This is a genomic window from Paenibacillus sp. FSL R7-0179 (genome assembly GCF_038002265.1).
Classification (GTDB): domain Bacteria; phylum Bacillota; class Bacilli; order Paenibacillales; family Paenibacillaceae; genus Paenibacillus_AQ.
Genome location: NZ_JBBOCC010000002.1, coordinates 2,905,518 through 2,918,316, shown reverse-complemented (window position 1 = coordinate 2,918,316; position 12,799 = coordinate 2,905,518). Strand labels below are relative to the sequence as shown.

The following is a 12,799-nucleotide window of genomic DNA, read 5'->3' as shown; positions in this document are numbered from 1 at the left end:
GTTGCATTATTTGCACGAATTTCAGTATTTAGAGCAAGTTAGCGCTGGATTTGTTGCATTTTGTGCAGGATTTCAGCATAGACCGCTTCTACGGGGCAGGATTGTTGCACTTTTTGCAGGATTTCCCAAACAACCAAATAGGCCAGCGTCCGCTAGGAATCGCTGGCTTCTGACTAACAATATGAATGATTACAGAATTACTTCCAATATCCCCGGCTGAAGGCAATGGAGCCGTCATAATCGATGTACACACCGGCAATCCGGGGATTGCGGAGAATATCGGCTACATAGTTATACACCGGAAGCATGACCGCTTCGCTCATCAGCAGCTGCTCTGCCTTGGCGTAGAGCTGGACCCGCTTCGCGGAGTCGAAGGTCTGCTCAGCCTGCTTAACGTAATCATCATACCGCTTATTTGACCAGCCGGAGTCATTATCAGCGCTGTCCGAACGGAAGTAATTCAGGAACGTGGAAGGATCGTTGTAATCCGCGGACCAGCCAGCGCGGGCTACCTGGAAGCTGCCGCTTTGCCGGTTGGCCAGGACAGTCTGCCAGCTCTGCACCTTAATGGTGGCGGTTACGCCGAGCTTATCATTCCATTGCTTGACGAGCCTTTTCACCAAGGCAGCATGGTCGTCCCCCTCATTGACAAGGACCGTGAATGGCGGCAGCTCACTCAGCCCCTCTTGCCCCAGTCCTTTGTCCAGCAGCTCCTTGGCTTTGCTCAGATTCTCCCTATAGTAGGCTGCATCGCTAACCTCTGTACGATACTGTGCTCTGGAGCCGAAGATAGGCGAGGGTACGAATCCGTAAGCGGGTATGGCCATTTTCAAAGCTTTCCGGTCCACGGCCAGGGATAGCGCCTTGCGGATATTGATGTTGCTGAAGGGCTTCTGCCCCACATTGAACTGATAATAGTAGGTGGAGGCATAAGGGGCTTGCAAGAAGTAACTGGCTGCTACTGTATCCTTGTATTTATAATCCAGCAGGGTATTGCCGCCGCCCGCCCAATCCACCTGTCCGTTGACGAAGGCCGCTGTCGCATTCTCCGAATTCAGTCCCAGGGGAGACAGCAGATCAACCTCGCTCAGACGGATGGACGCAGTGTCGTAGTAATGAGGATTCATAACCAGCTTAATCTCTGTATTGGTCCGTGCTTGCAGTTGAAAAGGTCCATTCGAGATGCTTGCCGCTTCCTTTGCCTCCTGCGATACCGGATAATATTCCGGCTCTGCCAGGAGTGTAGGGAAATAAGCATATTTGCCCTTGAGTGTAACCTGGAGGGTATTGTCGTTGATGGCTTTTACCCCAACCTTGGCAAAATCCTTCAGCTTGCCGGTATGATAGCTCTCTGCCCCGGCTACATAGTACATTCTGAATATATTCCCGGACTTCAGCCCCGGTGTGAGCGCCTTCTTCCAGGCCCATACAAAGTCGGCAGCCGTCAGCTTCTTGCCATTGCTCCATTTGGCATTCGAACGCAGCTTGAAGGTGTAAGTCTTGCCGTCCGTTCCTATTGTCCAGGACTGGGCTATCCCAGGAACGGACTTGCCGTTCTTGTCCAGCCGGACCAGACCCTCGTAGAGTGCCTTTATGACGGTTGTTTTGTCCCGGTCTAGGCCCTCAATACTGGCCGGGTCCAGCAGGACCGGCAATTCATCCATACCAATGCGCAGCACCTGCTTCTCTGCCGCCGCGGCTGCACCGCTGTCTGGCACACTCCCCAGCACCATTAGCAGAATGACGAGTGCGGCCAACCAAATTTTTCTCATCTGAACTCCCCTTAGCTATGTAATGTCACACCCTCCCATCTTAGCATATCCGGTAAATTTTACTATGTGAACATTATCGGTCAGCAGCTGCTAATAAGCGGAATGTGTTCCTTCGCATGAATGTGCTGCATTAAGGTAAAAATAAAATTGCGTATTGACAAATATGCGACGTGTAACTAATATAATGACATGTAACAAAGATGGTTACAAGATGAAATTACAATACAAAGGATGGTACTAATTATGGCAAAAGTATTATACATCACCGCTCACCCGCATGATGAAACACAGTCCTACAGCATGGCTGTCGGCAACTCGTTCATTGAAGCCTACAAGCAAGCACATCCGCAGGACGAAGTCGTGGCTGTAGATTTGTATAAAGAGCATATTCCTCATATCGATGCAGACATATTCAGCGGATGGGGAAAACTCCGTTCAGGCACAGATTTCAGCGAATTGTCCACTGAGGAGCAGGCTAAGGTTACACGCCTCGCTGAATTGTCGGATCAATTTATCCAGGCTGATAAATATGTATTTGTAACGCCTTTCTGGAACTTCTCTTACCCGCCTGTCATGAAAGCTTATATTGATGCAGTTTCGGTGGCCGGGAAATCATTCCAATATACGGAACAAGGGCCTGTAGGGCTGTTGACTGACAAAAAAGCACTACACATCCAGGCACGCGGCGGGTTCTACTCTGAATCTCCAACAGCAGAGCTTGAAATGGGCCACCGCCATCTTGAAATCATAATGAATTTCTTCGGCGTTCCTTCCTTCGAAGGCTTGTTCGTTGAAGGTCATAATCAAGTTCCGGCTGAGGCGCAGGAGATTAAAGAAGCTGCCATCCGCCGTGCCCAAGATCTTGCCCAAACCTTCTAAGGATATGAATGGAGAACAAACAAAAACTCTGATCTGCATGTATGCAGTCAGAGTTTTTTTGCAATGCAGGATGTTAAGGGGCAGGCGAACCAGGGTCCACATAACCTATTAGCTTAGCTGTGAATTCTTTAACCCTCGCTGGAACCGGTTCCCCGGCCAGAGTAATTCTTCCCAGAATGGCCTGATCCAGCGTAAGCTGCTGTAACGGAATAGTAACCAGGTGTTCGCGGTAAACTGAGGATAGTGCATTCACTATAAAGTCCGGGGCGATGGTAATCGCGTTGGCTTTGACAACCATTTGGCATAAGGCATCCGTATTGTTGGTCACCAGCGCAATGCGGTTCGACGCATGTGCAGACATCAGATAGCCGGCAATTTTTCCGATATGCTCATCCTTATAGAGTACAAACACTTCATTCTTCAAATCCTCCGGGGTGATGGTTGTATAGTAGCGCAAGGGAGAAGCGGTATTCACGATTAGTACAGCAGTACCTTCTGCAAGTGGCAGCCATTCAAAAACAGCATTCCGCTGGGCATGGCTGTATGAGAGTATCCCCATATTCGCCTCCCCCTCCTGCACATGCTTCATGACGCTTTCAGTATCCCCTTCGATCATCTGCACCTTCAGAAACGGGGATTTGACCATCAGCTCCAGCGTGGCCTGAACCACCTGGTGAACGAGGCCGGGAATGGTTGATATGGTGATGCTCTCTACATGTTCTTCTTTAAGGCCGGATAATTCAGTGTACATCGATTCAATATTTTTAAGGATAGCTGCCGCATGCTGCAGGATGAGCACACCTTCTTTGGTGGGGACAACTCCTTTTTTGGTACGTTGAAAAATAACGGTATCCATCTCATCCTCAAGCTGCTTAATGGATTGGCTAATGGTCGGTACTGTCAGGTGATGCACGCTTGCTGCCTTAGTGAATGAGCCCAGACTTGCTGCAGACATCAAATATTGTAGCTGTGAAATGTTCATAGCCCGCGCCATCCTTAAATTTTAGTTTATAGCACTTAATTATAATTAAATATCTTTTATGATACAAATCGGGTATCTTAAGGGCAGGAGGTCGATAACATGCGCAGTATACGAAGCTTCTTGGTAGAACGGCTGCTGTTCCTGAATAAAAAGAAAATCAATGCCCGCGAGTATATGGAGCAGCGCAGAGCGATAAACAGTCAACCCTATGTATTGCCTGTGAAACTCCAGTCCAAATATAAGATCTTTCAGGACCACCGCTTTCCGGTAGACACCTATGTCCTGAAATCCGCTTCCCAGGCGGACGCCAAGCAGATTCTCTTTATCCATGGCGGAGGGTATATAGAGCAGCCCTTGGTGTGGCACTGGCATTTTGTGCACAAGCTCACTCAGCATTTAAATAGTACAGTCTATGTGCCCGTATACCCGAAGGCTCCGAACTATCAGGTGATGGATGCGGTCCAGAGTGTTCTGAGTGTCTATAAGCATCTGCTGGAGAACGGGAAGCCTGAGAATATCGTGATTATGGGCGATTCAGCCGGCGGCGGGCTGTCCCTGGCCTTCGCTCAGTATCTGTCCGAAGCAGGCTTGCCGCAGCCGGGTAACATCATTCTGTTGTCTCCATGGCTTGACATTACCTTAAGCAACCCTGAAATCGCAATGATGCTGGATAAAGAACCGATGCTTGACTGGGAAACGTTAGTGGAAGCGGGGAAAAGATACGCAGGTGATCTTCCGGGGACGCACTATCTGGTTAGTCCGATCTATGGAAAACTTACGAATCTGGGAACCCTTACGCTGTTCATCGGAACCCATGAATTCTTCCTGCCGGATGCCCGGAAATTCAGAGAGCTCGCCTCCCGGAATTCCGTGAACATCCATTATTATGAGTATCCAAAGATGAATCATGTGTTTCCAGTGTTCCCTATTCCTGAAGCCAAGAAGGCCTTGAAGCAAATCATCGACATCATCCAAAGATGAATTCTGATCCTAAGCTTCCCGCTTACGGTGCAACATTATCGCTGCTGTTAGGAACAATATTGTCCATAATATGGATATTCCTGTTCCTTGCACACGTGTAAGAGTATTATGGGGATCAGCGGAAGGCGGCGCATACATGTGATAACCTGCGGCATCTGGAAGATAGTCGGGCAGATAAGCTCCGGCCAATGGACTGACAATGAAATAATAACCAAGTAAGATGACCAGGGCGGGAGCGGTGTTTCTCAAAATAGCGCCTGCCGCTGCACCCAGCAGCGCGGTTAAGGTTAAATAGCCTGTGGCCCCTGCCAGGCTAGCGGCCATCAGGTATGGGTCAATGTCTGCGGAAGTGTCTCTGAGCATCGTTAAGGAATACATTACACCAGATCCGGCCATAAGAAACGCCGCAGGCACCGCGATCATAGCCAATGCCAGATGCTTCACGGACAATTGCAGCCCGCGCCAGGGGATTGCAGTGAGCGTTGTCCTTATCTGTCCTCCTGTATACTCTGAAGCTGTGGCTGTGATTCCAAGCATCATGAAGCCAGCTTGGAGATACCGCAGCGAGGCCAGTCCTGCATTCAGGATTGTATACGTTCCTGCTCCCTCCTGCAGAGCCACAGAAGTATAAGCCGCAGTCACTACGCACTGAGCGACGAATGTCCCTGCCAGAATGAGCCATACCGCAGGCAGGGTCACTAACTTCACCCATTCTGCACCAAGGATTCTTGTGAACTTCCTTCCAGCCGGGATTTTCATACCCCAACATCCCTTCTGCGGAAGACAATCGCTGCGATGGCCAGAAGGCTAGCTGCCCAGGCCAGCATAACCAGACCGCCTGCGAGCGGGGTGTGATAGGCGTCGCTCATAGACATGAACATATCAATGCCGGCCCTGTCCGGTAAGTAATAGGCCAGCTTCGTCACCTTAGCGAGCAGGACACTGAAGGATACCAGCGATGAATTGATTATAAGCACTGTAAGCGGGATCATGCCGTTCTTCGTCAGAACGGTGAAGCTGAAGGCGATCAGCGCAGTAAATATCCAGTAACCGATGGCTCCGGCCAGTCTCGTCCACTCCATGGCCGGGGCGAATTCTCCGAGAATCAGGCGTGTTACCGGCACAATAGCCGCTATAGCCATGATGCACATCAGAAGGGTGACTACGCTCACCGCTGCTGCTTTTGCCAAGAGCACTTGAAGCCGGGAGGATACCGCCGTTAAGCTTGTGTTGATCTGCTGCCCGTGTCCGGCCCCGCTGCTCTCTGCCGCATACTCACTGCTGACCGCCAGCACCCCCAGAAGAATGACGCCCTGTACCCCGAAGCCTAAGCCAAGATACCCCACTTCCGGCAGCCGGTTGCTAATACCAGCCAGAATATCCTCCTTCTCAGCGATACAGTCCAAAGCGGTAAATGCCGCAGGTCCCAATACTCCTATTAGGAAGGCCAGCCATATGCCCGGCAGGGAGAACAGCTTGGACCATTCCGCATGAACGGCCCTCATCGCAGCTCACCACCTTGTCCCGAGGTCAGGGCGAAGAATGCCTGCTCCAGCGTGGAGTGGCTGCCGGTCACCTCGCCAAGTGTGCCGTCCGCAACGATTCTCCCCTGCTTAATGATCACCACATCGTCTACTGTCTCAGCCAGCTCGCCCATAAGATGACTGGAGAGCAGCACCGTATTCCCGGCCTCTGCACGTTGCCGCAGAAAGGTCCGGATCCAGCGGATGCCTTCCGGGTCGAGCCCGTTCACGGGTTCATCCAGGATCAGAATCTCCGGGTCTGCAAGCAGCGCTGCAGCGATCCCCAGTCTTCTCCCCATGCCGAGAGAATATCGCGTCACTCTAGTGCCTGCCGCCTTGGTAAGACCTACAATATCCAGCACCTCTTCGACACGTGAGCGGGGCAGACCGGCAGCGCAAGCGATCCAGCGCAGGTGTGCGCGTCCGCTCCGCATCGGATGGGCTCCAGATCCGTCCAGTGCAGCACCTACGGTTCGCAGCGGATGCTGTAATTCAGCAAAGGGCTTGCCATGAATCAAGGCGCTGCCGGAGGTGGCATGATCCAGTCCGAGCAGAATGCGGAGTGTAGAGCTTTTGCCGGCCCCGTTCGGCCCGAGGAATCCCGTAACTCTTCCGGGTCTCGCTTCGAAGGTGATCCCGGATAGAATCTCCTCCTTGCCGCGGCGTTTGACTAAATTATTGATGGTAAGCAACCATAACACATCCTTTCGTTATGGTGCTAAGTATACAGATGCAAGGTTACATCCCGGTGGGCAGGCCGTTTACTTCCGGGTTAACTTCAGGTTACATTTTCCCAATGACTACCCTTGTCCCCTGCCCGCTGGAGTTGAATTCAGCCTTCAGGCTCATTGTATTCAGCATATAATGTACGGTCGACAGCCCTATTCCCGCCCCGCCACCGTATGCGGAATGATCCATGCCTAAGCCTCTGTCAGCGACAAGAATCCTTTCCTCCTGCACATCGACAGCGATATAAGCATATTTTCCGTCCGCTGCATGGCGGATGATATTCTGAAACAGATTATCCAGCACCCGGGTCATCCATTTGGGATCTGCCGTCCAGTGGAAGCTCTCTTCTGCGGGCAGATCAACATCGACCTGAATGCCATGTTCTTCAAAAACCGGATACCACGCAGCAACCGAGGCTCTTACCAGGCGCCCCATGTCTGTGGTTGCAGGCTCGAAGGGGTATTTTCCTGAGGTAAGCAAGGTATACGAGAGCAAATCATCCATCAGTTCTCCGGTCCGGGTAATGGTCTGGTTGATCTCGGCTAAGGAGCTCTGAGCTTCAGCACTCATAGGTTCTTTGTTCAGCCGGGTGACATGTCCCCGCATGATGGTCAGAGGTGTCCGCAGGTCGTGGGACATGTTGGCAATAAGCCGTTGCCGCAGCGCTGCCTCTTCCTGCTCCCCCCTGCGGCTGTCTTCCAGCTGCTGAATCATCCGGTTGAAGGAACCGCCTAACTGGTCTATTTCATCCATGCGGTCCTTTTGAATCAGGACAGGCTCAGGCCACGAATCGGTAGCAGCGGGAGTAGCGGACATAGCATCCTGTAACCGGGTCAGACGTTTGCGGAGTTTCCAGAAGAACAGCCAGGATAGAACAATGAACGCCACAATAATGCCAGTGAATATAAGGACTGTAATGTAAAACAGATTCAGCGTATTGAACCTTGCCTCTGGCCCGGAAGTTCCAAAGAATGATGAGAAGACCATCAGCGTGAGGGGCGGAAGAAGGATGAACAGAAAGTGCAGCTTCAAAAAATGCCGGAATAAGGAGCGGGGCTGCTTCATCGCTTCACCCGGTAGCCGATTCCCTTCAGCGTCTCAATAATCTCCGGGGTCTCCGGGTCACGCTCCAGCTTCTGCCGCAGCCGGTGGAGATGTACCAGCAAAGTCTTGTCGCCAGGAATATAAGCTTCCTCCCAGACAGCTTCATAGAGCTGTTCCTTCGGCAGAACCTGATTCGGATGGCGCAGGAAATACATCAGTATCTGATGCTGCTTCCCTGTCAATATGATCTCTTCTCCTGTGCGCTTGTCATACAGAGTCTGGAGCTTCATATCCACTTCAATATGAGTACCCAGTGTAATAAGATCTGAGGAGACTCCTCCGCTGCGGCGGATCAATACCTCCAGCCTGGCCACCAATTCATCGGTATGGAAAGGCTTAGTCACATAGTCATCCGCGAATTGCAGTCCCTCCACCTTATCGTCGACAGAGGTCCGGGCGGTCAACAGCAGCACCGGAACGGCGGGTGCCGCCTTTTTCAGCCTTTTGCCTATAGTGAATCCATCTAAGCCCGGCAGCATGATATCCAGAATAACGACATCATGCTGCGCGGCCTCAGCCTCGGCTCCCTCACCGGACAGCAGCCATTGTACCGTATATCCCCGCTGCTCCAGCTCCTCTTTGACCCAGGTGCCGATTCGCTCATTATCTTCAATATAAAGTATGCTAGTTCTCAAGTGATTTCCTGCTCTCTATTAATCTCTGCTGCTCTCCCTTCATATTATACTGGTTAATCAATTCATCCAATACCATGGATTGCTTAAGGACCGCAGGATGCTGAAGATCATGATGTTTCTCCGCCAGAATGTGAAGCCGGCTCCGGGCACGTTCAATACGGACCTGCACGAGCATGTTTCTGTTCACCATAGAATCCTCCCTTTATGCTATCATAGGGTTTTATGACAGATAATAGGATATCTATTTGATTGCACAAAACAACCCCACAAAGTGGAGCTTGGCTTCGATGTAGAATCAGGTACATTGCGAGGCCACCGAAACATAAAAAAGGCGCCCCCGAGATGTCAGGAGCACCCTTGTGTATTTTTGCGAAAATGATTAAGTTCCCCAGCCATGTCCCATCGTAGTCACCAAGGTTAACGTCGTTGAAATAACAATCGAAACACTACAGAGCGTCAAGAAGAATAAGATCTTTTTTCGCATTGAGCTGATACACCTCACTTGATAGATTTTTGAATCTTCCCTGCAGTTCCTGATCTGCGAAATCCCTATATTCCTCAAAAAGTGTCATACAAGCAATCATATTTCGGCTGCTATTCATGGTAATTGATATTTCCAAACCTGTTAGTAGAATACTTAATGCGCTCTCAGTATCCTTTTTCTGATTGAAATGATAGATTGCCAGCTCTATGAGGAATTGCGCATAGCTCTCTTGCAGAATGGCCTGCTTGTAATCGCCACAATCTGTCTTGCCCGATTCATAGGGTATGTATGGCGCGAACCGCTCTAAGATGCTGTCAATATTAAGCTTAAATACATTCGCCGCTTGAACGATATAACGCAATGCTACAAATATTTCATTCTCTTGAAGCGCTATATAATTGACGTACTCATGGATTACATCCAATTCTCCGGACATTAACCGGTATAGATAGGTGTTAGCAACAGCCCATTCTGTAAATTGTGCAGTGATCTGCCTGGATTGTTCATCGCTCTCCTGTACCCAGCGTTCGGCATTTGCATACAGATCTACAAAGGATAAGGCCCGCCCGTAATCGCCGCTCGCTTCGCTGGCTGTAGCTCTGGCTAAATATGCATACAGGATATAATAGTAGAAGGGACGCTCAGGACGCTTCAAACCTTCTTCTATGATGTCAGACCGGCGGCCTTCCAGCTCATATTGAACAGATGCAACCCGGTGCATTTCCTTAGCGAGTTCATCCACTCTTTTCCACTTGTGTACCAGACCATATATATGCATTAGCTGTTTCATTGCATCGAGCTGATCGGCTGCATCTAGGCGGCTTACATATAACTCAAATTGAGTGGCTGCACGTAACTTCTCCTCCAGATCCTGTTGTTCTTCTAATTCAATCTGAAATATACGGTACTGGCATAATGCTAACTGTTCGGAATGCTGATACTTTTCGGCTTCGCTCACACCCTGATACAATATCCTTGCAGCACTGCGTTTATTGTCCGCATAAAATTGCTCAGCGAATTCAAACAGTAAAGAGGCATAAGATAAATCCTCCAGCAAACGGTTCACAATCTGTTCAATACAATCCAAACGATCTAGTTCTGCACACCGGAAAATAAAAGGGCGTATACGCCGCATAGAGACTACAAAGGAAAAGCATTCCTCAATGTAGTGTTCAAAAAAATAGTCCTCCGGCAGCTCCATTCCAGCAGTAATCGCAGCCAGCTGTGCCATGGAGATTGGATGTTTACCTTTTAAGATCCGGCTGAGCGTACCTGAATTGAGACCCGATAACTCCGCAAAATGGGAATGTATCATATGATTGCTGTTCATATACGCGAGCAGGTCTTCCCGGATAGAATTTACCGATCCCAAACCCACACACCTCCTTCCATAAAATAGGATTAAAAGCAAACGTATAGTTGATACTAAAGTTGAATCAAACGGCGGTAAATATAAAGGGATATTTTACTATTTATCCCGTTTACATCTATTATTATATACTGAAAAACAATTTACGCAATATATTTCGTGTATTATAAAGCGTTAAATTAACTTCTTTCCTCCCCTATCATAAAAACATACCGAAAAGTTGAGGGAGATATTGCATTTTGAGGATAAAGGATGCACGGAAAGCCGCAGGGTATACCCAAGAATCCATCGTACATCAGATCAATGACACCATGAAATGCACCTTGCGTAACTACCAGAATATTGAGTACGGTGTGGTCCTCCCGAACGTTACATTGGCGCTTCTAATCAGTCACTTGCTTGGCGTTGATCCCCGTGAAGTAGATGAATGGAAATACTCAAATCAACGTGCAGATGCGCAAAAAAATGGCAATTGAATTTCCATTTGACCTATCAGTTCGTTGATAAGCAAAAAACCACCGGTTAAGGGATGGACCTTCAACGGTGGTTTTTTATTTTTACAACGCATTAATCCTTATAAATCCTCCTGTAGCTGTCACGCAAGCTGGTTCCTTCTCCTTCTAACACAGTGACAACATAATCCCCGAGCTCTTCGGAATAATTAAAATGTACATTGGCCCCTGTATCCAGGAACACGATCATGACATCGAGGCTGCGGCATTGCTCCATGATCTCAATGCCGTTATGCCGGGCAAACCCCTGGAAATCTCCCCACGTACGGAATTTGTTATTCTGCTGCCCTTCACCATTCGCATCCCCATCGTGTTCCGGGATGAACTTCATATTCTCGCCGGTGAGCTGCCCTTCCTCATCATAAAAGATCTCCAGCAGCCAATGCTTGAACTGAAATCCCAGTATCGTTCCTGTGACGCTGCTGTGGCTTTCTTTGGTGGTGCACAGCGTGAGCAGCTCCGGAAACTGGAGTTTCTGCTGCCCCGGCAGCTTGAAGAATCCGCCGTGCTTCAGGTAGCTGCTGATTGTACAGCCCATGCTCTCCATCTCCAGGATCATTGGCTCAGCTATGATGCGGTTCATTTTTCTCGAGTTGCCATAACGACTGCTAATCTGATCCAATAGATAATCGCCATGCTCCGCCGAGTATTGGAAAATTACCCGCAGTCCGTTACTTAGATGTGCTCTAATACTCTTACGGGTCTGCGTGAAGCTTACGTTGGTCAGCCCAAGCTCTGCAAGGTAATTCGGGAACTGCTGCCATAGGCGCATGTCATCCCCCGTAACTCTCCGTCCTCTACGGTTAAAGTTAAGCTGCGAACCGAAGTAGCCTTTAACGGTGTAGATTAAGCTTAAACTGCATTGCCGGAACTCAAATTCCAGGCTGAGACCCTGCTCACTCCTGTAGCTGGCTTGACAGTCAAGCATAAGCTCCCGTAGCGTCCGTCCGCGATTCTCCGGTATTTCCATATACCCGCCGTATGTTATGAAGTCATCAAGATGCTTAAAGCTGCTTACTTTTCTGGAGGGACTGATGTTCATCACCTTTCTCTCAGCATTAATCAATGGTTTCGACAATTGCAGTCTTTCCGAAATCTTCACTTACAAGAATCTTAATTAATTTAGATGCTGTGTATTCCGGGGATTGCAGCTTGCCTTCCTCAGATAGCTGAATGAATTCATTAACATAGGGGAACAGCTCAGCGGGAACGGATCGTATATCTGATTGCAAGCTTGTATCGATCATGCCTGGATACACTGCTGCTGCTTTTGCCGGATAGGCAGCCAGCTTTTGTTCGATGTCTATACATTTGGTAAAAGTGTCTAAACCAGCTTTCGCAGTACTGTAGGCGCTTTGTGAAGGCAGTATGTACTTTGCAGAAGCTGAGGATATATTCAGGATTCTTTTATCCACATTCATATGCCTGGTAAGCTGTAAAAAGTTGGAGGTAATCACCATCGGTGCTAACAGATTCAAATGGAGGTTCTCTACGATTTGCTCCGTCTCTAACTGATCAATCGGGCACACAGGAATCAACATGGCGGCATTATTGATCAGATAGACGGCTTCCCCGCTGGAATGAACAGCAATTCGTTGAAAAATCTCTTCACAAAGCTGATCGAGACCACCAATATTCGTTAAATCATAATTGAAATAATCCATGTGACAATCCAGTTCCTTCGCACGTGCCATGAGTCCTTGGTTAACCGTTCTGGATATGCATATCAGATGGTGGGACGGGTCGATGAATTGATTAGCTAGGGATTCACCGATTCCTCTGGAGGTACCTGTAATAATAATATGTTTCAAGTGTATACGCCCCCTGTT

Annotated in this window: 14 protein-coding genes; 3 read left to right on the top strand and 11 right to left on the bottom strand. The window is 49.1% G+C overall.

The window, feature by feature from the left end:
- Positions 1-197: 197 nt before the first annotated feature.
- Positions 198-1,772 carry a peptide ABC transporter substrate-binding protein gene (locus tag MKX63_RS28905; RefSeq protein ID WP_341022052.1) on the bottom strand — a complete coding sequence of 525 codons (1,575 nt, stop codon included), beginning with the start codon at positions 1,770-1,772 and terminating at the stop codon, positions 198-200.
- A 243-nt stretch (positions 1,773-2,015) separates the two neighbouring features.
- Between MKX63_RS28905 and MKX63_RS28900 the strand changes: the two genes are divergently transcribed.
- Complete coding sequence (locus tag MKX63_RS28900) at positions 2,016-2,651, top strand: FMN-dependent NADH-azoreductase (protein WP_341022050.1); 636 nt, start codon at positions 2,016-2,018, stop codon at positions 2,649-2,651.
- Between the two features lie 73 nt (positions 2,652-2,724).
- Here the strand turns inward: MKX63_RS28900 and MKX63_RS28895 are convergent, their stop codons facing one another.
- On the bottom strand, positions 2,725-3,633 hold the full coding sequence (locus MKX63_RS28895; RefSeq protein ID WP_341022048.1) for a LysR family transcriptional regulator: 909 nt from the start codon (positions 3,631-3,633) through the stop codon (positions 2,725-2,727).
- 99 nt (positions 3,634-3,732) lie between these two features.
- On the opposite strand from MKX63_RS28895, the gene MKX63_RS28890 reads away from it, so the two are divergent.
- Positions 3,733-4,614, top strand: coding sequence for an alpha/beta hydrolase (locus MKX63_RS28890; protein ID WP_341022047.1), 882 nt, complete (start codon positions 3,733-3,735; stop codon positions 4,612-4,614).
- A gap of 9 nt (positions 4,615-4,623) precedes the next feature.
- Here the strand turns inward: MKX63_RS28890 and MKX63_RS28885 are convergent, their stop codons facing one another.
- The 7 genes from MKX63_RS28885 to MKX63_RS28855 form a co-directional block, all read right to left on the bottom strand.
- Complete coding sequence (locus MKX63_RS28885; RefSeq protein WP_341022046.1) at positions 4,624-5,373, bottom strand: ABC transporter permease; 750 nt, start codon at positions 5,371-5,373, stop codon at positions 4,624-4,626.
- Positions 5,370-6,119 (bottom strand): ABC transporter permease, encoded by a 750-nt coding sequence (locus tag MKX63_RS28880; protein WP_341022045.1) that lies wholly within the window; start codon positions 6,117-6,119, stop codon positions 5,370-5,372. The genes MKX63_RS28885 and MKX63_RS28880 overlap by 4 nt, the downstream gene beginning before the upstream one ends.
- Positions 6,116-6,829, bottom strand: coding sequence for an ABC transporter ATP-binding protein (locus tag MKX63_RS28875; protein ID WP_341022044.1), 714 nt, complete (start codon positions 6,827-6,829; stop codon positions 6,116-6,118). The genes MKX63_RS28880 and MKX63_RS28875 overlap by 4 nt, the downstream gene beginning before the upstream one ends.
- Before the next feature lie 91 nt (positions 6,830-6,920).
- The gene (locus MKX63_RS28870) at positions 6,921-7,931 is read right to left on the bottom strand and encodes a HAMP domain-containing sensor histidine kinase (protein WP_341022042.1); all 1,011 of its coding nucleotides are present in this window, start codon (positions 7,929-7,931) and stop codon (positions 6,921-6,923) included.
- Positions 7,928-8,605: a response regulator transcription factor gene (locus tag MKX63_RS28865; protein WP_341022041.1), complete on the bottom strand. Its 678-nt coding sequence runs from the start codon at positions 8,603-8,605 to the stop codon at positions 7,928-7,930. The genes MKX63_RS28870 and MKX63_RS28865 overlap by 4 nt, the downstream gene beginning before the upstream one ends.
- A complete protein-coding gene (locus MKX63_RS28860) occupies positions 8,595-8,795 on the bottom strand; it encodes an aspartyl-phosphate phosphatase Spo0E family protein (protein WP_341022040.1) in 201 nt (66 codons plus the stop codon). Before MKX63_RS28860 ends, MKX63_RS28865 begins: the two co-directional genes overlap by 11 nt.
- 256 nt (positions 8,796-9,051) lie before the next feature.
- Positions 9,052-10,419 (bottom strand): helix-turn-helix transcriptional regulator, encoded by a 1,368-nt coding sequence (locus MKX63_RS28855; protein WP_341022038.1) that lies wholly within the window; start codon positions 10,417-10,419, stop codon positions 9,052-9,054.
- Positions 10,420-10,697: 278 nt separating this feature from the next.
- On the opposite strand from MKX63_RS28855, the gene MKX63_RS28850 reads away from it, so the two are divergent.
- Positions 10,698-10,934, top strand: a complete 237-nt coding sequence (locus tag MKX63_RS28850; protein ID WP_341022036.1) for a helix-turn-helix transcriptional regulator — start codon at positions 10,698-10,700, stop codon at positions 10,932-10,934.
- 91 nt (positions 10,935-11,025) lie between these two features.
- Here MKX63_RS28850 and MKX63_RS28845 read toward each other — a convergent pair whose 3' ends face one another.
- Positions 11,026-11,898 (bottom strand): hypothetical protein, encoded by an 873-nt coding sequence (locus tag MKX63_RS28845; RefSeq protein ID WP_341022035.1) that lies wholly within the window; start codon positions 11,896-11,898, stop codon positions 11,026-11,028.
- Between the two features lie 130 nt (positions 11,899-12,028).
- Positions 12,029-12,781 carry a (S)-benzoin forming benzil reductase gene (locus tag MKX63_RS28840; protein WP_341022033.1) on the bottom strand — a complete coding sequence of 251 codons (753 nt, stop codon included), beginning with the start codon at positions 12,779-12,781 and terminating at the stop codon, positions 12,029-12,031.
- Positions 12,782-12,799: the final 18 nt, after the last annotated feature.